Source organism: Bordetella tumulicola (assembly GCF_054779135.1).
Genome location: NZ_BAAGYU010000019.1, coordinates 22041 through 44890 on the forward strand (window position 1 = coordinate 22041; position 22850 = coordinate 44890).

Consider the following 22850-nt stretch of genomic DNA (forward strand, 5'->3'; position numbering starts at 1 on the left):
ATGAGTACGACTACGCCTATCCCCAGCGAAGGTTTGCCGCCGCCACGTAGCGAAGTCGGTGTGTGGCATTGGTTGAAAGCGAGCCTGTTCTCGTCACCCGTGCACATCCTGGCCACCGTATTGGTTGCCTGGGTGTTGTTGATGGCCGTTCCCGCTATCGTCGACTGGGCTTTTTTGCAGGCTGACTTTACGTCGACGACGGCCCAGGAATGCCGCAAGGCGGCCGGCGCATGCTGGGCGTTTATCGTCGAGAAGCATCGCCTGATCCTGTTTGGCACATATCCCTATGATGAGCAATGGCGTCCGCTGATTGCCACGATCATTCTGATTGGGGTCATCGTGTGCAGCGGCATGCGCCGCTTCTGGAACCTGCGCCTGTTGTTGATCTGGGTAGTTGGCCTGACGTCCGTCGCGATCCTGATGTGGGGCGGCATGTTTGGCATGACCTACGTCGAAAACTCGCTGTGGGGCGGCCTGCCGCTGACGCTGATTCTGTCGACCTTCGGGATTGCCTTTGCTTTTCCAATCGGGGTGTTGCTGGCCCTGGGCCGGAAATCAAAAATGCCCGCCATCAAGGCATTGTGTGTCGTCTACATCGAGTTGATTCGCGGCGTGCCGCTCATCAGTCTGTTGTTCATGTCGTCGGTCATGCTGCCGCTGTTTTTGCCGGTCGGCTTCTCTATCGACAAGCTGTTGCGCGCGCAGATCGCCATCATCATGTTTGCGGCGGCCTACATCGCCGAGACCGTGCGGGGTGGTTTACAGGCAATTCCCAAAGGACAGTACGAGGGCGCGGATTCGCTGGGCCTGAACTACTGGCAGCAGATGCGCAAAATCATTCTGCCGCAGTCCTTGCGCATCGTGATCCCGCCTTTGGTCAGCATCTTCATCGCACTTTTCAAAGACACCTCGCTGGTGGTGATCATCGGTATTTTCGATCTGACGCTCGCGGCCAAGGCCGCGTTGTCGGACGCCGCGTGGCGCGGTTTCGGGATCGAAGCCTACGTGTTCATCTCACTCATTTATTTCGTGTTCTGCTTTTCAATGTCGAAATACAGTCAGCGGCTGGAAGGCCATCTGGCAGCCGGGCAGAAACGATAGTTGCCGGGCCCGAGCCCGCTATGAGCGGCTCGGGCAGGCGCACTTTTTGGGAGTACAGGCATGAGCGATGCCATCATCCGCATGCAGGACGTGAACAAGTGGTACGGTCAGTTTCACGTACTGCGCAACATTAATCTGGACGTCGCTCCGGGCGAACGCATTGTGGTGTGCGGTCCATCAGGGTCGGGCAAATCGACCATGATCCGCTGCATCAACCGCCTGGAAGAACACCAGCAAGGGCAGATCATTGTCGATGGCACCGAACTGACCAACGATCTGAAGCAGATCGAAACCATTCGCCGCGATGTGGGCATGGTGTTCCAGCACTTCAATTTGTTTCCGCACCTGACGGTGCTGGAAAACCTGACCCTGGGTCCCACTTGGGTGCTCAAGAAATCGCGCGCCGAGGCCGAAGCCGCCGCCATGAAGTACTTGGAGCGCGTGCGCATTCCGGAGCAGGCCAACAAATATCCCGGCCAGCTTTCCGGCGGCCAGCAACAGCGCGTGGCGATCGCGAGGTCTTTGTGCATGAGCCCCAAGATCATGCTGTTTGATGAGCCGACTTCCGCGCTGGATCCGGAAATGGTGAAAGAGGTGCTGGACGTGATGGTGACGCTGGCTCAGGAAAGCGGCATGACCATGCTGTGCGTGACCCATGAAATGGCGTTTGCCCGCAAAGTGGCTGATCGCGTGATCTTTATGGATCGCGGCGAGATCATCGAGCAAAACAGCCCGGATCAGTTCTTTGATAACCCTCAGAACGAACGTACGCAGCACTTCCTGAGCCAGATCCTGCACTAAAGGGCGGCTAGGGCTGCAACGGCTGGGCTGCCATAGGCAGCCCGGTTACCGTCCGATATACGTGAGCGGTGCCTTCCAGAAAGCGCTGCAGGCCGAACGATTCCAGGCTCTTAAGGCGGGCAGCCCGCCCCATTTCGCGCAAGTCGTAGGTGCCACGAGCGATGTCGCGCAGCAACTCAGCCAGCGTTTCGGGCCGGGCCGGGGGGATTACCCAGCCGTCGCGGCCTCGGTCAATGTTCTCGGGCAAACCGGCATAGTCAGTCACGATTACGGGTTTTGCCATGGCCATCATCTCGCGGCAGGCAAACGAGATCGTCTCCACCCGGGTAGACAAAACGAAGCCCACATCGATCGCGGCAATGAAAGCGCGGACATCCTTGAGCGAGCCAGCATAGGTGACGCGGTCTTTCACGCCTGACGCGTCGAGTTCGGCCTGCTGAGACTTGCTGAATGCTTCGCCAGCCAGTGCAATATGGAAGCGATCGGCGATTTCGGGGGGCAGCAGGGCGACGGCGCGCACGATGTCGAGCCAGCCCTTGTAAGAGGCGGTGCCTGCATTGCTGCCCAGCACGATACGGCCTTCGATGTGTTCGCCCAACAAGTTGCGGCGAGCAGCGGCGGCCTCGGTGTCATTAGTCGGGCTGAAGAACGTCGTGTCCACGCCATTGAAGACGGTGCTGATGGCGCATGCGGCATAAGGGCTGTTCTGCACGGACCGTTCGACGTGTTTGCATACCGCGATAACGTGGTCGGTGCCAAAACGGGCGCGTAATGTGGCGCTGACGCGCGAGATAGGAATATTGTTGTGCTTGGTGAAGACGATACGCGGCTTGTTTTTCATGAAGCGCGTTGCCATGATCACCAATCGATGGTCAGCTGATCCGTTGACGTGCACGACATCGAAACGTCCTGCTTTCAACAGGGCGCGCATTGTGCGCAAGGCGGCAGCAAGTTTGTATATCCGCGAAGGGTAGTCCTGCGCGTGTCGCGCGACGCCGGGAATCTGTCCGGCCAGCGCGTACAGCGCGCTTGAGGCAGGGGCTGCCACAGTGACGCGACATTGTCCTGATAAGCCAGCCGCCAGCCGCGATACATAAATGGTGTGCCCACCGGCGTCCGGACCCGCGTGAAAGTTGGTGTAGAGGATGTTCACTGATTGAAGCTAACGTAAACCTCGAACGTTACCTATCAATCCGCTGTCATTATTATTTTATAATGTAAAAATAAGCATCTTTGTTATGCTGTGCCGCCTGCAACGATGCCCGGATAAACAGCCTGTCCTATCACGCAAACGGGGCTGGGGTATGCTAGCGGCCGCACGCAAGTCCATACTGGAGACCAAAACAAATGCGTAACCCGCACTATCTCTCTGTTTCCTCTACCCGTCGCGCCTTGGTACGCGGCGTCGTGGCTCTGGCCGCGGCCTGGTCTTGTGTGGGGCCGGCTGTCGCACAAAGTATTGATTTCCCCAACAAGCCTCTGCGCTTTATCGTACCGTATCCTCCAGGCGGCCCGCTGGACACGACCGCCCGTTTCCTGGCCGAGAAAGTCCGCGTCTCGCTGGGTCAGCCCATCATTGTCGAAAATCGTGCCGGCGCCGGTGGCAACATCGGCGCTGATCTGGTGGCCAAGGCCGAGCCCGACGGTTATACCCTGGGTATGGGAGCTGTCGCGACGCAGGCCATCAATCCCTGGCTATTCTCGAATCTGCCCTTCGATCCGGTCAAGGACTTCGCGCCTGTCACCCTCGTCGCCTCCGTGCCCAACGTGTTGGTGATGAACGTCGACTTCGCCAAGACCAACAATATCAACTCGCTGGCCGACCTGATCGCCTACGCCAAGAAAAACCCGGATCGCCTGAATTACGGTTCGGGTGGCAACGGCAGCGCAGGCCACTTGGCAGGCGAACTCCTCAAGGCCCGCGCCAGCATCCAGGCTGTGCATGTTCCTTACCAGGGGGCATCCCCCGCACAACTGGCCCTGCTTGGCGGGCAGTCCGATTTCATGTTCGACAACCTGGCTGCCTCCGCGCCCATGATCAAGGACGGCAAAGTCAAAGCCATCGCCGTGACCACGCTGGAGCGTTCGTCCCTGTTGCCCGACGTCCCTACCATGGACGAGTCCGGGGTCAAGGGCTTTGACCTGGGGACCTGGTTCGGCATCATCACCACGGGCGGTACCCCGCCAGAGGTGGTGGCCAAGCTGAACAAGGCCTACAGCGATGCGTTGCGCGATCCGGAGGTCCGTAAACGCCTGTTGGCCATGGGCTCCGAAGCCGAGCCGATGACGGCCGAAGCCTTCGCCGAATTCGCGAAAAAAGAAAAAGAGAAGTACCAGGAAATCGTCAAACTATCGGGCGCCAGCCTGAACTAAACACGTTCAGCGGCTGGGGCGACCTCAGCCGCTGAACGAGGCCGGCGCAGCGGGCCCGTCGATTCAGGCGTCGTCCGGTTGTGCCCAGCCTTTGGCGTGCTCTACCGCCTGGCGCCATCGCGCCAACCTTGCCGTACGTTGATCGGTACTCCATTGGGGTTCAAAGCGGCGTTCGGCTGCCCATTGGCTGGCGAACTCATCCTGTCCGGACCAAAAGCCGACGGCCAATCCCGCCAGTCCTGCGGCCCCGCGGGCCGTGGATTCCGATACACGCGGACGCACGACTGCCACCCCTAGCAAGTCCGCCTGCATTTGCATCAGCAGATCATTGCGTGCCGCGCCGCCATCGACGCGCAGCTCTGACAGTTCGATACCGCTGTCGGCTTTCATGCAGGTCATCAGTTCGGCGCTTTGCAGGGCAATGGCCTCCAGTGTGGCGCGCGCGATGTGGGCGCGTGTCGTGCCGCGCGTGAGCCCGACGAGCGTACCGCGTGCGTAGGGATCCCAGTCGGGAGCCCCCAGGCCGGCAAAGGCAGGCACCAGAAAGATATCTTCGGTATCCGGTACGCTCGCCGCCAGCGCCTCGACTTGGTCGGAGCGCTGAATAATGCCTAGCCCGTCACGGAGCCACTGCACTGCGGCGCCCGCCATGAAGACACCGCCTTCCAGCATGTAGGTGGGCTGCCCGGCTGCGATGGGTTGACCGGTGCGCGCCCCGGTCGATGGCAGGCTCCAGCCGATGGTGGATAACAGGTTGTTATGCGATGCCACGGGCTGGTTGCCGACGTTCATGAGCATGAAGCAGCCCGTGCCATAGGTGTTCTTGGCCATGCCGGGCTCGAAGCAGGCCTGGCCAAAGGTAGCGGCCTGCTGATCGCCCGCAACGCCCGCAATGGGGATCGGCCCGCCAAACCACTCGGGTAGGGTACGGCCGATCTCGGCGCTGCTGGGCGCCACCGAGGGCAGGACGCTGCGCGGGATGTTGAGCAGCGCCAGGATCTCGTCGCTCCAGTCCTGGGTGTGGATGTCGAACAGCAGTGTGCGCGACGCATTGCTGGGGTCGGTGCTGTGTACGGCGCCACCCGTCAGGTGCCAGACCAACCAAGTGTCTATGGTGCCAAACGCCAGCTCGCCGCGTTCCGCGGCCGCGCGTGCGCCCGGGACGTTGTCCAACAGCCAGGCCAATTTGGTGCCGGAGAAATACGCATCCAGCACCAGCCCCGTGCGCGCTTGCAACAGGCGGTCGTGGCCCTGCGCCCGCAATTCGTCGCAGAACGGTGCGGTGCGGCGATCTTGCCAGACAAGCGCACGGGCCAGGGGGCGTCCCGTGGCGCGATCCCAGATGACGGTAGTTTCGCGCTGGTTCGTGATGCCGATCGCAGCGATGTCGGCCGCCGTGGCGCCGGCATTGCGCAGCGCGATGCGAGCGACCTCCAGCTGGCTTTGCCAGATATCGTTGGCGTCATGTTCGACCCAGCCGGGCTGCGGATAGTGCTGCTGAAACTCCCGTTGCCCGACGCCACGTGCCATGCCCTGGCGATCGAACACAATGGCGCGTGAACTGGTGGTGCCCTGGTCCAGGGCCAGAATGAACGCGTTTTTCATAATGATTGGACCTCGGCGTAAGCGGGTTGGCGTGCGGCTACGACTGCTGCAACTGGGCGCCGGCGGCCGGTGGCAGTCGCCGAAAAGAAAACGTCGAGGCCGCGCAAAGCAGGCCAATGACGGTAAAGGCGATCATGATATCGCTGCTGGCGATACGTGCGGCATCGCGTGCGGCCATGCTCAGATTGATCGTCACCGCCGCCACGCCGACCCCCAGGCTGATACCCAGTTGCTGGGCCATGGCCGAGAAACTGCTGGCGCGGCTCATGCGTTCGGGGGTCATATCGGCAAAGGTCAACGTGTTGACGGCGGTAAATTGCAGCGAGCGAAAAAAACCGCCGGCCAGCAAAATGGCGATCATCACCCACGCCGGCGTGGCGGGTGTAAAGGCCACGCAAGCGACAATGAACGCGCCGGTCAGGAGGGCGTTGACGGTCAGGACGCGCCGAAAGCCAAAATGCTGCACGATGGGCGTGGCGACGAATTTCATCAGCAGCGCTCCGGCGGCGCTCGCAAAGGTAATCAGGCCGGCGGCAAACGGCGTCATATTGAAGGCTACCTGTAGCTGCAGCGCCAGCAGGAACGGCATGGCGCCTACCGCGAAACGGCAGAGGTTGCCGCCCAGCACCGAAATCGCGAACGTGGGCTCGCGCATCAGCGTCAGATCCAGGATGGGGTGCTCGGCACGCTTGGCATGCCACACATAGAGTGCGCCGCACAGCAATCCCACGACAGCCAGGCCGATCACGACCGGTGGCGAGACCAGGCTGTGCCCCAGCGCCTCAAACGCGCTGACCAGGGTGGCCAGACACACGGCGCTCAAGATAAAGCCCGGCCAGTCCAATCGGGGCGTCGAGGCCTCGCGGATTTCGGGGACGTAGCGAGTCACCAGCCAAATGCCGATGACCCCGATAGGGATATTGATCAGGAAAATCCAGTGCCAGGACATGTAGGTGACCATGAACCCCCCGACTGGCGGGCCGATGACCGGCCCCAGCAGAGCGGGAATGGACAGAAACGACATGGCCTTGAGCAGGTCTTGTTTAGGTACCACGCGTAGCAAAATGATGCGGCCCACCGGCACCATCATGGCGCCGGCCATGCCCTGCGCAATGCGTGCCAACACGAGGTGCGTAACGGTTGCTGCCGCGGCACAGGCGATGGAACTGAGGGTGAACAGTGCAATGGCTGCCATGAAGACGCGTCGCGCGCCGTACCGGTCGGCCGCCCAGCCGCTGATTGGCACAAAAACCGCCACCGCCAGCAAATAGGACGTGATCGCCACATTCAGCCGCACGGGTGTCGAGTTCAGCGCCTGCGCCATGGCGGGCAATGCCGTGGCGACGACCGTGGAGTCGAGCATCTGCATAAACAGTGCGCATCCCACGATGAAGGGGATCATTCGGGCTGCGCGGGCAGTGTCCGGCGCAGAGGAGGGAGGCGAGGTGGTACTAGTGGATTCGGGCGGCATGTCGACAGAGGGCGGAGGGGCCTCCTGATTGTAACGCCCGGGGATGTGCCGGGCTGAAGTAAACTTGCCGTATCCGCAACCTGTTGACCCTAATGTCATGGCCAAGAACTACGAATCTGAAATCACCCGCTTCCTCAAGGCCTACAAGGCGTCGCATCCCGATACCGAGGAACGTCAGCTTGAGGGGCGTGCCCGCCTCTGGGACCAACCGCAAAACCCCGAACTCCTCGAAGGTTTCCGTGCTGCCCGCGTGCCGCAAAAGCCCTACGTGTACCAGGCCGACTGATCGTCAGTCGACCGCGACACGTCACGCACCCATATGCCTTCGAAACCACCCGTTTCCGGCGACGCCATGGCTGCTCTGGTGGAACCCCAGATAGACAGCACGCCCGACGTCGTCGATAGCGTGGCGTTCGCGCGCCTGTATGGCGAGCCGCTGTTTCAGCTGCCGACCGATCTGTATATCCCGCCCGATGCGCTGGAGATTTTTCTCGAGACGTTCGAGGGGCCGCTCGATCTGCTGCTGTATCTGATCCGCAAGCAAAACTTCAACGTGCTCGATATCCCAATGGCGGATGTCACGCGTCAGTACTTGTCGTACGTCGATCAGATTCGGCTGCACAACCTCGAGCTGGCCGCCGAGTATCTGTTGATGGCAGCCATGCTGATCGAGATCAAGTCGCGCATGCTGCTGCCGGTCAAGAAATCCGACACGGGCGAAGAAGCCGAAGACCCGCGTGCCGAACTGGTGCGCCGCCTGCTCGAGTACGAGCAAATGAAGCTTGCTGCACAAAAGCTCGACGCGTTGCCGCAACTGGGCCGCGATTTCAGCCGCGCCCAGGCCGTCGCGGATATCAGTTTTGAGCGCATGGAGCCCGATGTCAGCGTCGACGACTTGCGTGCCGCATGGGCCGATATTCTCAAGCGCGCCAAGCTCAACCAGCACCACCACATCACTCGCGAGCAGCTTTCCGTTCGCGATCACATGACGCACATTCTGCGACGTCTGAACGATGTGCGATTCATGGAGTTCGGCGAGCTGTTCATGGAGCGCATCCTCGAGGGCGCACCCGTGGCGGTCGTGGTGGTGCATTTCATCGCCATGCTCGAACTCGCCCGCGAGTCGCTCCTGGAAATCACCCAGGCCGAGCCCTACGCCCCCATTTACGTGCGCTTGGCTTATACCAGTGTTGCTGCTGCAGCCTGAGCGCGCGGCCTCTCTTGTTTTCGGAGATCCTCTTTGAAAGTCGTTCACACGATTGAAGAACTGCGTGATCAGTTGCGTGGTCAGAACCGCGTGTCGTTTGTGCCCACGATGGGCAATTTGCACGAAGGGCATTTGTCCTTGATGAAAATGGCTCGCCAGCATGGCGATCCGGTCGTTGCCAGCATTTTTGTGAATCGCCTACAGTTCGGCCCGAACGAGGATTTCAACCGTTATCCGCGCACCCTGCCGGACGACATCGCCAAGCTCGAGCGTGAGCGCGATGTATACGTGCTGTTTGCGCCGGACGAGCGCGAGATGTATCCCGAACCGCAAAGCTATCGCGTGCAGCCCCCCGACGATTTGGGTGACATCCTCGAGGGTGAATTCCGCCCAGGCTTTTTTGGCGGTGTCAGTACCGTCGTGTTAAAGCTGTTGTCGTGCGTACAGCCGCGCGTGGCGGTGTTTGGCAAAAAGGATTATCAACAACTCATGGTTGTGCGTCAGATGTGCCGGCAATTTCAACTGCCCGTCGATATCCTGGCGCACGAAACGGTACGGGCCGAGGACGGTCTGGCGTTGTCATCGCGTAATCGCTTTTTGTCTCCCGAAGACCGTGCCGAGGCGCCAGCGCTTTACGCGGCGTTGCAGTCCATCAAGCAGCGTGTGGCCGCCGGCGAGCAGGACTTGGCGACCATCGAGGGTGACGCCACCCAGGCGCTTGATGCGCGCGGTTGGCAGGTCGACTATCTGGCGGTGCGCCGCCAGCGCGATCTGCTGCGCCCCGAGGCCGCCGAGATCGCCGCGGGCGAACCCCTGGTGGTGCTGGCCGCGGCCAAGCTGGGCGCGACGCGCTTGATCGACAATCTGGAGCTCTGACTGGCGCGCTAGGCATCGGACGGGTCGCCTCGCGACCGGTTGCATGACAACGTGACCCTGTCAGGATTGACAGCTGTCAGGCGACCCGCGACGCTGGCAAACTCTCTTGCAATATTACGATGCAAGAGAGAAATGAATGTCGGATTTCCCCGCGCTGCCTGGCGCCGTTGCGCGTCTATTGACGCCTCGCGAATGCGAGGTGGTGCCGTATCTGGCGACGGGTCAACCTAACAAGGTGGTGGCCATCGAGCTGGGCATTTCATTACGTACGGCCGAGGCGCACCGCGCGCGTATCCTGCGCAAATTAGGCGTGCGCAACACCGTCGAGCTGGCGTGCTGCCTGTGTCGTCACGGCAGTTGTCGCTTGCCCTCATAGCTATTGATGACCGCCGTAGCGGTCATGCCGATAAAAGGCCCGCCTCCGGCGTCGGGCAGTGCCCCAATGGCCGAGGCCGTTGCCCAGATCCCCTCATGGTTGCGTGCCATGACCTGATAGGTCTGCAGATGGCCGGCGCTGCGGGCCACCACATACAGTGTGCCGTGCAATAGGCGCATGGCCGGCAACGATGCCGCCTGGGACTCCAGTTGTGTGGCTTGCCCATTCTCGACCAGCCACAGCGGTCCGCCCGGACGCTCAAGTACCGATGCCACGACCTCACCGTTCTGGTCCAGACCTATCGCAGGCTTGCCCACATACTCGATGCCCAGGTCGGTGGCGGCCATCCACTGTAGAGGCTGTCCGATGACCGATTCCGCCGTTGGCGGGATGCGCTGGACGATGCGTGTCAGGTGTCGATTGTTCTGGTTGCGCAAGTACAGTTCGATAAGCCCGTTGCCGTTGCGAATCGCGGCCAATCCGCCCTCACTGAGAGGAATCGACATGCGTTGCCACGGGCTCCAGGCGAATGCCGTGGGTGGGCCATGCTGCGTGCTGACAAACACGTGGCCCGACTGGTCGGCGGCAAAGGCGATGAAACTATTATCGCTCGTCTTGGCAATGGCCGCATTGCCGCGCGCGTGGGGCAAAGGGGGCAGGGCTTGCCAGGTGGACCAGCCACTGTCCAGCCCGGTCAGCGCGGTCCAATAATAGCGGCCGTCGTTGCCCATGGCGATTGCGGCGGCATCGCCGTGGGGGGCCACCGCCGGGGGACGCGTGACGCGCAGGCCCGCCATGGCCTGCCAGCCTTTCCACGTCCCGTCAGGTTTTTGTTTGTTGACCCACAGCCCGCCTAGCGTATCGCGGGCAAAGAGCCCTACCGTGGCGTCCGGATAGACAAAGGACACGAGCGGGCCCGCCGTGCGGCCGCCCAGCGTGCTCCATTGACGGTTGCGGCCGTCCCACATATTGACGGCGTCGTTGTTTTCGCCGGCGGCGAAGACCATCAGGCCGCCCTGAGGGTCCGCAAAGAGCTCCGGCGCTACATCCTGGCGAGAGACATAGTACGAGCGGCGCACCCATGCCGCAGCGGGACCGGCCGGCTCCTGGCAACCTTGTGGTCCGGCGCAATAGTGATAGTCGTTCCAGGCGTATTGCCGAAAGATTTCCGATTTGTGGGCGATTTCGGTTTCGGCCAGATTGGCCTCGTGCTCCTGGCTGGGATAGTCGATATAACCTGTCTCGGCATAGTTGCCGGGAGCTTGCGCAATGGCCTCGCGTACCAATCGCGCGCTGGCAATGTGGTCAGGGTGTCCGTGACCCGCGCAGCGCCAGCAGAGCTTGGTATACGGAACGGCAATCGTATCGTCCAGATGGCGTACGGTGGTTGGGTTATAGCCATTGATGATGTTGGCTAGTGTCTGCACCAGGTCATCGCGCGTGTAGACGTCGCGATAGGGCCCCAAGGTCTCGACGCTCATGCCGGGCACGGACTCTGCCTGGCTCAGTGGTGTCAGGCTGCCCCAGCCTTTTCCCAGCCAAGGGTCTTTCAGGCGCATGTGCCACAGTTGTACATGCGGATTGCCTTGCAGGGTAAAGCGGGCGATATGGTAGGTGCCCACCTGCACCATGTCTTCTTTCCATAAATCAGGCTGTTTGGCCATGTACGCGTAAGCGGCCCTTACCCCGCGTTCGCGTCCGAGCATATAGCCTTCGCCCTCGCCGGCGTCACTGGCCGTCAGGTACACCACCTGTACGCAGGCCCCTGCCTGGATATTCGAGGCGATATCAGGGTTCATGAACAACAAATCGTCGTCCAGGTGCGCGACAAACGTCAGGTCCTTGACGCCTTGGCACTCGATCAGCGATGGCGGGGGCGGCACGACGAGCGTCGGCGCTCCCAAGGCCGTGGCGGCAAACATCAGCCCAATGAAATAGGCGAGCGCGAGGCGAATCGTGCGAGGCACACTAGCCGAATAGCGGCGCATGACGACTGAGCGCTAGCGAGATAACGCGGTGTGTAGATTCAGGCGCGCATCAGACGCACTTGGGGGCGGCTTCTTTTGAGAGCTCGTCGATGGGGTCGAGATCGGGCTGGCGCTTCAGGCTGTAGTTCAGATTGGGCGTGACACCCAGGACCGAGCCGACACGCAGGACGTTATTCGCCGAGACGATCAGTTCGATGCGTTGATTGCCAGCCGCATCCGCCAGCAGCACGCGTGGCGGGCGTTCTGCCGTGGCATCCCAGCAGCCTTGCTGGGCAAAGGGCGTGCCCTGCGTGCCAGCGCTATCGATATTCGCCGATCGGCTGCGCCAGCGGCCATTCGGCGCCAGGGTCAGGGTGATGCGCTGGGCGGCGCACTGTGCCGACGGCGTCATGCAGGGCAGGGTGCCCGTGTACGTCTGGGCCTGCGGCACCAGGGCATGGGCCGCGGCAGAGGTGCTGCCCGCGGCTTCGGCCGAGGCTTCGGCGCGTGCGTCGGCCACCGCTTGCTTCTGTGCGGCTTGTTCGGCGGTGGGAGCGGATTTGCGAGCCTGGCCAGGGGGCGGGGCTTTCAGTTCGATCTGCAATTGCGAAGGGGCCTGTACCAACGGCAGGTAATCCGATCCCTGGGCCTGATTCCACGCGTCGCTCGAGGAGCTGGCCCGAGGCGGGTTGTAGTAACCCTCAGTGCGCTGCTTTGCACAGCCGGTGATCAGCACGGCACCAGCCAAGGCGAGCACGATCAAGGATAGAGGGCGACGGCGAGACTGGATAAGCACAGAGGTGGACATGGCTGAGCGCAGCAGTAAATAGTGAGTATGTGCGGAATTCTACGCATTTATGCCCGCCTCCGATACCAGTAGTCTGATCCTTGGCGTGAGCGGATAAACGCTGGACGGCAGAGGTGAAGGATCGTCTTTGCAGGATCAAGCGAAAACCGCCCGATCCGTTAAATTGCCATGGGTGGTTTGAACTATTTCGCGCATGCCGGAATAATGCGGCGTTTCCCTGTGGGCTTTCCCGCCCTGTACGAATGCTTATGTGGCACCTCTTTGCTGTTGATCCCGTGTGGGCCATTGCCCTGGCCGCGGCATTGGGCCTGCTGGTGGGAAGTTGGCTCACCGTCGTGGGACATCGCCTACCGCGCATGATGGAGCACGACTGGCAGCAACAGGTCCAAGCCTATCAGCAGGGACAGCAGGGCGACTCGGCCCACCATGAGACGCTGACATCGACGTCGGCCTACACGTTGTGGCGACCAGGCTGGCACTGCCCGGCTTGTGCAGCGCCAATACGCGATTGGCGACGCGTGCCACTCCTGGGCTGGGCGCTGTCGCGCGGGCGCTGTGCGGTCTGCCGTGGGCGGATCGGTTGGCGCTACCCAGTCACTGAAATTCTGACGGCGGTCTTGTTCGCCCTGTGTGCCTGGCGTTTTGGGCCGACCCCGATCGCACTCTGTGCCATGGGATTCTGTGCGGCGCTGGTGGCGTTGTCGTGGATCGATCTGCAGACGAGCTTGCTGCCCGATGTCATTACCTTGCCGCTGGTCTGGACGGGATTGCTGGTCAACTTGAGCGGTGCGCTGACACCGCTGCCGCTCGCGGTGCTGGGGGCTGCAGTCGGCTATTTCTTTTTATGGTTGTTATTCCACATGTTTCGATTATTAACGGGACGTGAGGGAATGGGGTATGGCGATTTCAAATTGCTGGCCGCGCTGGGGGCGTGGTTTGGCTTGGCGGCGCTGCCAGGATTACTGCTGGTCGCGTCGCTGGCCGGCGTGGCCGCGGCGGTCTGCTTGCGCTTTAGCGGGCACGCGCAGCGCGGTCAGGCACTCCCCTTCGGACCCTATCTGGCACTGGCCGGCCTGGTAACGCTGTTCGCCGTGGCGGGGCGTGCAGCATGGTTTTGAGGGCATTGCTGCGAAACGCCGGGGCAGCGTATGCTCGAGCAACCAGTATGACTTCGTAGGGGATCCAGGATGTACAAGATCGGCCTGACCGGCGGGATCGGCTCTGGCAAGACGCGTGTCGCGGACATGCTGGCCGAGTGGGGGGCCGCGGTCGTGGATACCGATGCCATCGCACATGACCTGACCGCGCCGGGCGGAGACGCCATTGCCGCGATTCGCGAGGCATTCGGCGACGTGGCGATCACAGCCGGCGGGGCGTTGAATCGCACCTGGATGCGTGATCTGGTCTTTCGCGAACCCGACGCCCGCGCGCGACTGGAGGGCATTTTGCATCCTCTCATCGGTGCGCAAACCCAGCGCGCGGCCGCACAGGCGCAGGGCGATTATCTCGTCTATGTCGTGCCGTTGCTCGTTGAATCTGGCCGTTGGCGTGATCGCGTCGACCGGATCTGCGTGGTCGATTGCGACCCCAAAACGCAGATTCGCCGGGTGCAGAGCCGCAGTGGGCTGACGGCGGAGGCTATCCAGCGTATTATGGCAGCACAGGCCGCGCGGGCAACCCGACTGGCGGCAGCGGATGACGTTATCGTGAATGATGGCGCGACCACTGTCCAGGCGTTGCAGGCGCGGGCAAAGGTTCTGCACGACCGCTGGTGCCAGTTGGCGACGGCAGCGCGCCGACCGCTCATTGATGTGGCCGGCTTTCCTGAATAACCCGGCCCACGGGGTCGATCACCAACAGGCCTGTAGCAAGCGTGATTCTTTACGAATACCCTTTCAACGAGCGCATCCGATCCTATCTCCGGCTGGAATATCTATTCGATAGATTGTTCTATTTTGCCCGTGAGGGCGATTCACGCCACCATCAGATTGCCATCTCGACCTTGTTCGATATCCTTGATGCGACCGAGCGGGCCGACATCAAAACCTCCGTCTTGCAAGACCTCGAGCGCCAGCGCATGGCCCTAGTGGCCCTGCGCGATCATCCCGGCGTGGCGCAAGACGCTCTGGAAACGATGCTAGGCGACATGGAGCGCACCGTCAGCACCCTGGCGAGCCAGGGCCGCGCAGGTCAGCCCCTGCGTGAAAACGAATGGTTGATCAGCCTGCGGGGGCGCCTGGCAGTGCCGGGCGGCGCGACGCAGGTCGATATGCCGTCGTACCATGCGTGGCAGCACAAATCCGAATCTGACCGCTGCGCTGACCTGCAAACCTGGAGCGCGCCCCTGCGGCCCATGTACGAGGCGGTGGCGATGGCGCTGCGCTTGCTGCGCGAGGCCGGCCGTCGCAGCGACATCGTGGCCGAGCAGGGAGGCTACCAGCAAATGCTGGCCGGCAAGTTGTTTCAGCTGTTACGGGTTTGGGTAGATCCGGCTCAAGGCGCTTTCCCTGAAATCAGCGCCAACAAATACATGATCTGGATTCGGTTTTCGTCCCAGGATGGTGAGTCCAAGCCACAACAGGTGGCGAAAGATATCCACTTCCAGATGTCGCTGTGCAGTGCGTGATTTCCATTACGGTGTATTTCAGTTCGATGGCTGACATGACGTAATCCAGTCGACTTAGGGGACAATAGCGGCTCCCGACGCCTATGCATTGCCTCCTATGTCCGAAAGTCGACCTGCTACACCTCGCCGCAAGTACCGATTGGTCGCCGTGATCCTGTTGTTGCTGGCTGCCACGATCGTTGCGTGGTGGGTCTTCTATAAGCCGGACAGCCAGACGGCATCGTCCAGCGCGTCCTCCAGAGCAGGCGGGCGTGGCCCCAGGGGTGGGATGGGGACGTCGCTCGCGACACCGGTGCGCGCGGCCTCGGCGACAACGCAAAAGATCGACGTGGTGCTGCCTGCCCTGGGCACAGTGACTGCCTACAACACGGTGACCGTGCGTAGCCGGGTTGATGGCGAATTGATGCAGGTCAATTTCGACGAGGGCCAGCGTGTCAAGGCCGGCGACGTGCTGGCGCAGATCGATCCGCGCTCTTTCGAGGTGGCCCTGGCCCAGGCACAAGGCCAGCAGCAGCAAAACCAGGCCCTCCTGGCGAACGCCCGACGCGATTTGCAGCGCTACCAGACGCTGTTCAAACAAGACTCCATCGCGCGTCAGCAGCTCGACACGCAGGCTGCATTGGTGCGTCAATACGAAGGGACTCAGAAAGTCGATCAGGCGGCAGTCGACGATGCGAAGTTGCAACTGAGCTACACCAAGATCACCGCGCCGATTGGCGGACGCCTGGGCTTGCGCAAAGTCGATCCCGGCAACCTGGTGTCTTCGGGTGATGTCGACGGTCTGGTGGTGATCACGCAAACGGAACCCATTGCGGTGATGTTCTCTTTGCCCGAGACGCAATTGCCCGAGGTACTGGAGCAGGTGCGTGCGGGCAAAACCTTGCAGGTGCAGGCCTATGATCGTGCCGGCACCAAGATGATTGCGACGGGCCAACTGGAGACGATCGACAACCAGATCGATATCACCACGGGTACGGTCAAGCTCAAGGCGCGTTTTGATAACACCGACGAAAAGCTGTTCCCCAATCAATTCGTCAACGTGCGCTTGTTGGTCGAGACGCGCGAGAATGTCACGGCGATTCCGACCGCCGCCATCCAGCAAGGAACGGCAGGGCCGTTTGTCTTCCTGCTGCGCGATGGCAATACGGTGGATGTCCGGCAAGTGCAGTTGGGACCGATCAACGGCGATCGTGTGGCGGTCAATGACGGACTGGTACCGGGCGATCGTGTGGTCATCGAGGGTACCGATCGCTTGCGGTCCGGCGCCAAGGTGGTCGTCGTGACCGACAATGCCACCATCCCTTCGACACCGGGTGAGTCGCTGGGGGCCAAGCGGCCCGGGCGCGCCGCGCAAGGGCAACCCGCAGCGAAAGCGCCGTGAGCCTGTCCCGCCTGTTTATCCTGAGGCCGGTCGCCACCACGCTCGCGATGGTGGCGATTCTGATCGCGGGCTTTATTTCTTATCGGTTGTTGCCGGTATCGGCACTGCCCGAGGTCGACTATCCCACGATTCAAGTGGTGACGCTGTACCCGGGGGCCAGTCCGGACGTGATGACGTCGCTGGTGACCTCGCCCCTGGAGCGCCAGTTTGGTCAGATGCCCGGGCTGAACCAGATGTCATCGGTGAGTTCGGGCGGGGCATCGGTGATTACGCTGCAGTTCAGTCTGGATCTGGCCCTGGATGTGGCGGAGCAAGAGGTCCAGGCGGCCATTAATGCCGCCTCAAATTTGTTGCCCAGTGACCTGCCAGTGCCGCCGATCTACAACAAGGTCAACCCGGCCGATGCGCCGGTACTGACGCTGGCCATCAGTTCGCCGACGATGCCGTTGCCGCAGGTGCGCGACCTGGTCGATACTCGAATGGCGCAAAAGCTCTCGCAGGTACCGGGCGTTGGCCTGGTCAGCGTGGCCGGCGGCCAGCGGCCCGCCGTGCGCATCCAGGTCAATCCCGTGGCCCTGGCATCAGCGGGCATGTCGTTGGGCGACCTGCGCTCGGCCGTGGTGGGCGCCAACGTCAATCAGCCGAAAGGGAATCTGGACGGACCCGAGCGCTCGACGACGATCGACGCCAATGATCAGCTCAAGTCGCCCACCGAGTACAACGACCTGATCATCGCCTATCGCAATAATGCCCCGTTGCGTCTCTCTGACGTGGCGACTGCTGTACAGGGGGCCGAAGACGTTCGTCAGGCGGCGTGGGCCGACGGACAACCGGCGATCCTGCTGAACGTGCAACGTCAACCTGGCGCCAACGTGATCGATGTGGTGGACCAGATCCGCGTCATGATGCCGCAATTGCAGGCAGCGATGCCGGCAACGCTGGACGTCAGTATCGTTTCCGATCGCACACAGACGATTCGCGAATCCGTCGAAGATGTGAAATTTGAGCTGTTGTTGTCGGTGGCACTGGTCGTGATGGTGACCTTTGTCTTTTTGCGCAGCCTGACGGCGACCCTCATTCCCAGTGTGGTGGTGCCCCTGTCCTTGGTCGGCACCTTCGGCATCATGTACCTGGCGGGTTTCAGCGTCAATAACTTGACCTTGATGGCGCTGACGATTGCGACAGGGTTTGTGGTTGACGACGCGATCGTCATGATCGAAAACATCGCGCGCCATCTGGAAAAAGGCGAGACACCCCTGCAGGCCGCCCTGAAAGGGGCCTCGCAAATCGGATTCACACTGATTTCGCTGACCTTCTCGCTCATTGCGGTGTTGATTCCACTGTTGTTCATGACCGACGTCGTGGGGCGCCTGTTTCGCGAATTCGCGATTACGCTGGCGGTGGCGATCCTGATTTCCCTGGTGGTATCGCTGACGTTGACGCCCATGATGTGCGCCCGTTTGCTGCGCCCCGAATCCGAGCAACGCTATGGGCGATTCCATCAGGCGACCAGCGCGTTCATCGATCGCTGCATTGCGGGCTATGACCACATGCTGAAGTGGGTGCTGGCGCATCAGCCCTTGACGCTGCTGGTGGCGCTGGCGACCTTTGTGCTGACGGTGCTCTTGTATCTCGCCGTACCCAAGGGATTTTTCCCGCAGCAAGACAGCGGCATGATCCAGGCGATTACGGAGGCGCCGGCGTCGATATCGTTTACGGCGATGGCCAAACGTCAGCAAGCGGCCGCGCGGATCATCCTGCAAGATCCCGATGTGGCTTCGGTGTCGTCGTTTATCGGGGTGGACGGCACCAATGCCACGCTCAACAGCGGTCGCATGCAGATTGCACTGACGCCCGATAGCGAGCGTGACGCGGATCTGGCGACGATTTCTCAACGTCTACAGGATGCCCTGGCCGACGAGCAAGGCTCTGTGCCGCTGACGGTATACATGCAACCCGTGCAGGATCTGACGATCGAGGATCGCGTCAGCCGCACGCAATATCAGATGACGCTGTCGAACCCCGACATCAACGTGCTGACCGAATGGGTGCCCAAACTGGTTTCGCGGCTGTCCGCGCTGCCCGAATTGGTGGATGTGACGGACGATCTGCAAGACGATGGATTACAGACGTGGGTCGAGATCGATCGCGACGCCGCCGCGCGGTTGGGCATCACGACATCGGCCATTGACGACGCGCTGTATAACGCCTTTGGCCAGCGACTGATTTCCACCATTTTTACGCAGTCCAATCAGTATCGGGTAGTGCTGGAAGTCTTGCCGCAATTCCGCCAGACGCCCGAGGCCCTGAATCAGGTGTACTTGACATCTACGGAAGGTACGCCGGTGCCATTATCGGCGGTGGCTAGCGTCTCGCAGGGGAACACCATGCTGGCCATCAACCGGCTGGATCAGTTTCCCATGACGACGCTGTCGTTTAACTTGGCGCCGGGCGTTTCGCTGTCTGCCGCCGTCGAGGCGATCGGCGCGGCGCAGGCCGAGATCGAATTGCCTGCCAGCATCGAGACGCGGTTTCAAGGGGCGGCGCTGGCGTTCCAGAATTCTTTGTCCAGCACGCTGTGGCTGATACTGGCTGCCATCATCACGATGTACATCGTGCTGGGTGTGCTGTACGAAAGCTATATCCATCCCATCACGATTTTGTCCACGCTGCCTTCGGCCGCGGTTGGCGCCTTGCTGGCGCTGCTGATCAGCGGCACGCAACTCGACATGATCGGCATCATCGGCATCATCCTGTTGATCGGTATCGTCAAGAAAAACGCCATCATGATGATCGACTTTGCACTCGAGGCCGAGCGCAAGCGCGGCTTGGCGCCGCGCGAGGCCATCCATGAGGCGGCACTGCTGCGCTTTCGGCCGATCCTGATGACGACGCTGGCGGCCTTGTTCGGCGCGTTACCCCTGATGTTGTCCTCGGGTACAGGCGCCGAATTGCGCCAGCCGCTGGGGCTGGTCATGGTGGGGGGCTTGTTATTGAGCCAAGTCTTGACGCTATTCACCACGCCGGTGATTTATCTCATGTTTGACCGTCTGGCCCGCCGTTATCGTGGTCAGACCAAGCCCGTGGCGGAGCCGCGATGATTCTGTCGGCGCCATTCATCGTTCGGCCGGTTGCCACGGTGTTGCTCACTCTGGGGCTGGTGCTGGCGGGAATACTTGCCTATCGATTGCTGCCGGTGGCGGCGCTGCCCCAGGTCGATCTGCCGATGATTTCAGTGACGGCCAGTTTGCCGGGCGCCAGTCCAGAAACGATGGCGTCCAGCGTGGCGACGCCGCTCGAGCGTTCGCTTGGCAGTATCGCCGGCCTGACCGAAATGACCTCGCGCAGTTCGCAGGGCTCCACGCGCATTACGCTGCAATTTGACCTCAGCCGTGATATCAATGGCGCCGCGCGCGATGTGCAGGCCGCGATCAACGCGGCCCGATCGCTGTTGCCGACGGGGATGCGCAGCAATCCCACCTACCGCAAGGTCAATCCGTCGTCGGCGCCCGTCATGGTGCTGGCGATGACGTCGGACTCGTTGAGTCAAGGCAAACTGTACGACCTGGCCTCGACGATCGTGGCGCAAAAGGTGTCGCAGATCAATGGCATCGGCGAGGTTTCCGTGGGAGGCAGTTCGCTGCCCGCGGTGCGGGTGAATCTGATTCCCGGCGCGCTATCGAGTCGTGGCGTATCGCTCGACGAGGTGCGCTCGACGCTCAGCGAGGCTAACGCCAACAAGCCCAAAGGTATGATCGAAAACGACGAGACTCACTGGCAGATCATGGCCAGCGATCAACTCGAGACTGCCGAGCAGTACCGGCCCTTGATTGTGGCATGGCGCGATGGCGCTGCGATCCGTCTATCGGACGTGGCAACAGTTGAAGACTCGGTCGAAGACCTGTTCCAGACGGGCTATTACAACAATCGCAAAGCGATCTTGTTGATTTTGCGGCGCCAGGCCGATGCCAACATCATCGAAACGGTGGAGGCCGTGCGCGCGCAGTTGCCGCAATTGCAGGCGTTATTGCCGGGGGATGTCGATCTGACGGTGGCACAGGACCGTACCCCAAGTATTCGCGCCTCGTTGAACGAAGCCGAGTTGACGTTGGTGGTCTCGGTGGGATTGGTGGTGCTGGTGGTGCTGCTGTTTTTACGGCATTGGCGTGCAGCGCTGATTCCCAGCGTGGCCGTTCCCGTATCGCTGATCGGCACGTTCTGCATCATGTACTGGTGCGGCTTTACCCTGAACACGATCTCGTTGATGGCGCTCATCGTGGCCACGGGCTTTGTGGTGGATGACGCCATTGTGGTGCTGGAGAACATCATGCGCCACATCGAGCGTGGCGCATCGCCATTGCGCGCGGCATTGCGTGGCGCGCGCGAGGTGGGTTTTACCGTGTTGTCGATGAGCGTGTCGCTGGTCGCCGTGTTTATTCCCATCTTGTTGATGGGTGACATCGTGGGACGCTTGTTTCGCGAGTTTGCAGTGACCTTGTCAGCCGCGATTCTGGTGTCGATGGTGGTGTCGTTGACGCTGACGCCCATGATGTGTGCGCGCTTGTTGCGTCAGCAAAAACCCGATCATGCCGAGCGTCCACCCAACCGTCTGTCTCGCGTGCTCGAGTCGGGTTTTCAAGCCATGTTGAATGGCTATCGGCGCAGCCTTTCCTGGGCGTTGGCGCATGGCCGCATCATGTTGTTGCTGTTGGTGGCGACGATCGGATTGAATGTGTACTTGTACGCAGTTGTGCCCAAGGGTTTTTTTCCGCAGCAGGATACGGGGCAGTTGATCGGTATGTTCCGGGCAGATCAGGGGACGTCGTTTCAGGCGACGGTGCCCAAGCTGGAATACTTTCGCGAGGCCATTCTGGCGGATCCCGCCGTGGCCAGCGTCACGATGTACTCCGGCGGCCGGGGCGGCAGTAATAGCAGCTTCATGATGATTCAGCTCAAGCCGCAGGACGAACGCAAGGTCAGTGCCAACGACGTGGTGAACCGGTTGCGAGGACAGTTGCAAGGCACGGCGGGCGCCCGCGTGTTTCTGGTGCCACAGCAAGACATTTTTTTGGGCGGCAGGCAGGGGAGTGGTTCGTATGACTACACCTTGCTCGCGGGGGAGTTGTCGCTCTTGCGCACTTGGGCCCCCAAGGTGCGGCAGGCCATGGCCCAGTTGCCCGAGCTCACCGACGTCGACTCCAGCGTCGAGGACAAGGGCCGCCAGGTGAATCTGGTGATCGATCGCGAGGCCGCCACGCGCCTGGGCATCAGTATGTCCGATATTTCAGCGGTACTGAATAACTCGTTCAGTCAGCGTCAGGTGTCGGTTATGTATGGGCCGTTGAACCAGTACCACGTGGTACTGGGCGTCGATCAGCGTTTTGCGCAGGATGCCGAGTCGCTCAAGCAGGTGCATGTCATCACCCAAGATGGCGCGCGTGTGCCATTGGCCTCATTCGCGCGTTTCGAGACGGGTAATGCCCCGCTGAGTGTGCAGCATAATGGCCTGTTCGCCGCCGAGGAGATTTCCTTTAATCTCGCGCCCGGCGTCTCGCAGGGTGAGGCGGTTGCGGCTATCGACGCGGCGGTGGCGCGTATCGGGTTGCCCTCGGATCAGGTTCAGGCCGGTTTTCTGGGTACGGCCAAGGCGCAGCAGAAGATGCAGGCGCAACAACCGTGGCTGATCCTGGCAGCGCTGGTCACCATGTATATCGTGCTGGGGATGCTATACGAGAGCTGGGTGCATCCCCTGACCATTTTGTCGACCCTGCCGTCCGCGGGCGTCGGTGCGTTGCTGGCATTGATGCTGGTGGGCAGCGAGTTCACGATCATTGCCTTGATCGGGGTGTTCCTGCTGATCGGTATCGTCAAGAAAAACGCCATCATGATGGTCGACTTTGCTCTGGACGCCGAACGGCGCTTGAACCTGTCGCCGCGCGACGCGATTTTCGAGGCCTGCCTGACACGCTTTCGGCCCATCATGATGACTACGTTGGCCGCTATCTTTGGCGCGTTGCCGTTGCTGCTGGCCACCGGGGCCGGCGTGGAGATGCGCCAACCGCTGGGGGTCACCATCGTGGGGGGGCTGATTGTTAGCCAGGTATTGACGCTGTACACCACGCCCGTAGTCTATCTTTATCTGGACCGTTTCCGTTTATGGGCCCGCCGTCGTGCTGCGTATCGCACGACGAACCCGCAACCTGATGTAGATCGACCATGAGCCGCGCATCAATTTCGCCTCTAGCCTTCCCGTTCACC

18 protein-coding genes are annotated in these 22850 nt (G+C 61.3%); 13 read left to right on the forward strand and 5 right to left on the reverse strand.

All coding sequences use genetic code 11. The features are described 5' to 3' along the window. Positions 1 to 1101: an amino acid ABC transporter permease gene (locus ACYVDM_RS26160; protein ID WP_415792276.1), complete on the forward strand. Its 1101-nt coding sequence runs from the start codon at positions 1 to 3 to the stop codon at positions 1099 to 1101. Positions 1102 to 1161: 60 nt separating this feature from the next. Next, entirely contained in the window at positions 1162 to 1902 is a 741-nt protein-coding gene (locus tag ACYVDM_RS26165; protein WP_415792275.1) for an amino acid ABC transporter ATP-binding protein, read from the forward strand. A 7-nt stretch (positions 1903 to 1909) separates the two neighbouring features. Here ACYVDM_RS26165 and ACYVDM_RS26170 read toward each other — a convergent pair whose 3' ends face one another. Continuing rightward, positions 1910 to 3055, reverse strand: a complete 1146-nt coding sequence (locus tag ACYVDM_RS26170) for a glycosyltransferase family 4 protein (protein WP_415792274.1) — start codon at positions 3053 to 3055, stop codon at positions 1910 to 1912. Positions 3056 to 3249: 194 nt separating this feature from the next. Here ACYVDM_RS26170 and ACYVDM_RS26175 point away from each other — a divergent pair, with 194 nt between their 5' ends. After that, the gene (locus ACYVDM_RS26175; protein WP_415792273.1) at positions 3250 to 4275 is read left to right on the forward strand and encodes a Bug family tripartite tricarboxylate transporter substrate binding protein; all 1026 of its coding nucleotides are present in this window, start codon (positions 3250 to 3252) and stop codon (positions 4273 to 4275) included. A 63-nt stretch (positions 4276 to 4338) separates the two neighbouring features. Here the strand turns inward: ACYVDM_RS26175 and glpK are convergent, their stop codons facing one another. Together glpK and ACYVDM_RS26185 are read right to left on the reverse strand one after the other, a co-directional pair. Further along, positions 4339 to 5883 carry a glycerol kinase GlpK gene (glpK, locus tag ACYVDM_RS26180; RefSeq protein ID WP_415792308.1) on the reverse strand — a complete coding sequence of 515 codons (1545 nt, stop codon included), beginning with the start codon at positions 5881 to 5883 and terminating at the stop codon, positions 4339 to 4341. A 34-nt stretch (positions 5884 to 5917) separates the two neighbouring features. Next, positions 5918 to 7282, reverse strand: coding sequence for a DHA2 family efflux MFS transporter permease subunit (locus tag ACYVDM_RS26185; protein ID WP_415792272.1), 1365 nt, complete (start codon positions 7280 to 7282; stop codon positions 5918 to 5920). 166 nt (positions 7283 to 7448) lie between these two features. Here ACYVDM_RS26185 and ACYVDM_RS26190 point away from each other — a divergent pair, with 166 nt between their 5' ends. From ACYVDM_RS26190 to ACYVDM_RS26205, 4 genes are all read left to right on the forward strand, one after another. Then, positions 7449 to 7637 (forward strand): DUF3460 family protein, encoded by a 189-nt coding sequence (locus ACYVDM_RS26190; RefSeq protein ID WP_415792271.1) that lies wholly within the window; start codon positions 7449 to 7451, stop codon positions 7635 to 7637. 33 nt (positions 7638 to 7670) lie between these two features. Continuing rightward, a complete protein-coding gene (locus tag ACYVDM_RS26195; RefSeq protein ID WP_415792270.1) occupies positions 7671 to 8558 on the forward strand; it encodes a segregation and condensation protein A in 888 nt (295 codons plus the stop codon). Between the two features lie 33 nt (positions 8559 to 8591). Then, on the forward strand, positions 8592 to 9434 hold the full coding sequence (panC, locus tag ACYVDM_RS26200) for a pantoate--beta-alanine ligase (protein ID WP_415792269.1): 843 nt from the start codon (positions 8592 to 8594) through the stop codon (positions 9432 to 9434). Between the two features lie 136 nt (positions 9435 to 9570). Beyond that, positions 9571 to 9810 (forward strand): LuxR C-terminal-related transcriptional regulator, encoded by a 240-nt coding sequence (locus ACYVDM_RS26205; RefSeq protein WP_415792268.1) that lies wholly within the window; start codon positions 9571 to 9573, stop codon positions 9808 to 9810. Here the strand turns inward: ACYVDM_RS26205 and ACYVDM_RS26210 are convergent. After that, complete coding sequence (locus tag ACYVDM_RS26210) at positions 9783 to 11798, reverse strand: PIG-L family deacetylase (protein ID WP_415792267.1); 2016 nt, start codon at positions 11796 to 11798, stop codon at positions 9783 to 9785. The genes ACYVDM_RS26205 and ACYVDM_RS26210 overlap by 28 nt on opposite strands. 49 nt (positions 11799 to 11847) lie before the next feature. After that, complete coding sequence (locus tag ACYVDM_RS26215; protein WP_415792266.1) at positions 11848 to 12585, reverse strand: copper resistance protein NlpE N-terminal domain-containing protein; 738 nt, start codon at positions 12583 to 12585, stop codon at positions 11848 to 11850. Between the two features lie 248 nt (positions 12586 to 12833). Between ACYVDM_RS26215 and ACYVDM_RS26220 the strand changes: the two genes are divergently transcribed. The 6 genes from ACYVDM_RS26220 to ACYVDM_RS26245 all read left to right on the forward strand — a co-directional run bounded on the left by ACYVDM_RS26220 (position 12834) and on the right by ACYVDM_RS26245 (position 22812). Then, complete coding sequence (locus ACYVDM_RS26220; RefSeq protein WP_415792265.1) at positions 12834 to 13703, forward strand: prepilin peptidase; 870 nt, start codon at positions 12834 to 12836, stop codon at positions 13701 to 13703. A 69-nt stretch (positions 13704 to 13772) separates the two neighbouring features. Continuing rightward, positions 13773 to 14417 carry a dephospho-CoA kinase gene (coaE, locus tag ACYVDM_RS26225; RefSeq protein WP_415792264.1) on the forward strand — a complete coding sequence of 215 codons (645 nt, stop codon included), beginning with the start codon at positions 13773 to 13775 and terminating at the stop codon, positions 14415 to 14417. A gap of 41 nt (positions 14418 to 14458) precedes the next feature. Further along, positions 14459 to 15211 carry a cell division protein ZapD gene (gene zapD / locus ACYVDM_RS26230; protein ID WP_415792263.1) on the forward strand — a complete coding sequence of 251 codons (753 nt, stop codon included), beginning with the start codon at positions 14459 to 14461 and terminating at the stop codon, positions 15209 to 15211. 97 nt (positions 15212 to 15308) lie between these two features. Then, positions 15309 to 16592: an MdtA/MuxA family multidrug efflux RND transporter periplasmic adaptor subunit gene (locus ACYVDM_RS26235; RefSeq protein WP_415792262.1), complete on the forward strand. Its 1284-nt coding sequence runs from the start codon at positions 15309 to 15311 to the stop codon at positions 16590 to 16592. Beyond that, positions 16589 to 19693 carry an MdtB/MuxB family multidrug efflux RND transporter permease subunit gene (locus ACYVDM_RS26240; RefSeq protein ID WP_415792261.1) on the forward strand — a complete coding sequence of 1035 codons (3105 nt, stop codon included), beginning with the start codon at positions 16589 to 16591 and terminating at the stop codon, positions 19691 to 19693. Before ACYVDM_RS26235 ends, ACYVDM_RS26240 begins: the two co-directional genes overlap by 4 nt. Further along, positions 19690 to 22812, forward strand: a complete 3123-nt coding sequence (locus ACYVDM_RS26245; protein WP_415792260.1) for a multidrug efflux RND transporter permease subunit — start codon at positions 19690 to 19692, stop codon at positions 22810 to 22812. The genes ACYVDM_RS26240 and ACYVDM_RS26245 overlap by 4 nt, the downstream gene beginning before the upstream one ends. The last annotated feature ends 38 nt before the right edge of the window (positions 22813 to 22850 follow it).

What these genes read in the sequence shown, in the direction of transcription:
- ACYVDM_RS26160 (WP_415792276.1), top strand. Translation starts at nt 1, where the DNA reads ATGAGTACGACTACGCCTATCCCCAGCGAAGGTTTGCCGCCGCCACGT.
- ACYVDM_RS26165 (WP_415792275.1), top strand. Translation starts at nt 1,162, where the DNA reads ATGAGCGATGCCATCATCCGCATGCAGGACGTGAACAAGTGGTACGGT.
- ACYVDM_RS26175 (WP_415792273.1), top strand. Translation starts at nt 3,250, where the DNA reads ATGCGTAACCCGCACTATCTCTCTGTTTCCTCTACCCGTCGCGCCTTG.
- ACYVDM_RS26185 (WP_415792272.1), bottom strand. Translation starts at nt 7,282, where the DNA reads ATGATCCCCTTCATCGTGGGATGCGCACTGTTTATGCAGATGCTCGAC.
- ACYVDM_RS26190 (WP_415792271.1), top strand. Translation starts at nt 7,449, where the DNA reads ATGGCCAAGAACTACGAATCTGAAATCACCCGCTTCCTCAAGGCCTAC.
- ACYVDM_RS26195 (WP_415792270.1), top strand. Translation starts at nt 7,671, where the DNA reads ATGCCTTCGAAACCACCCGTTTCCGGCGACGCCATGGCTGCTCTGGTG.
- ACYVDM_RS26205 (WP_415792268.1), top strand. Translation starts at nt 9,571, where the DNA reads ATGTCGGATTTCCCCGCGCTGCCTGGCGCCGTTGCGCGTCTATTGACG.
- ACYVDM_RS26210 (WP_415792267.1), bottom strand. Translation starts at nt 11,798, where the DNA reads ATGCGCCGCTATTCGGCTAGTGTGCCTCGCACGATTCGCCTCGCGCTC.
- ACYVDM_RS26215 (WP_415792266.1), bottom strand. Translation starts at nt 12,585, where the DNA reads ATGTCCACCTCTGTGCTTATCCAGTCTCGCCGTCGCCCTCTATCCTTG.
- ACYVDM_RS26220 (WP_415792265.1), top strand. Translation starts at nt 12,834, where the DNA reads ATGTGGCACCTCTTTGCTGTTGATCCCGTGTGGGCCATTGCCCTGGCC.
- coaE (WP_415792264.1), top strand. Translation starts at nt 13,773, where the DNA reads ATGTACAAGATCGGCCTGACCGGCGGGATCGGCTCTGGCAAGACGCGT.
- ACYVDM_RS26235 (WP_415792262.1), top strand. Translation starts at nt 15,309, where the DNA reads ATGTCCGAAAGTCGACCTGCTACACCTCGCCGCAAGTACCGATTGGTC.
- ACYVDM_RS26245 (WP_415792260.1), top strand. Translation starts at nt 19,690, where the DNA reads ATGATTCTGTCGGCGCCATTCATCGTTCGGCCGGTTGCCACGGTGTTG.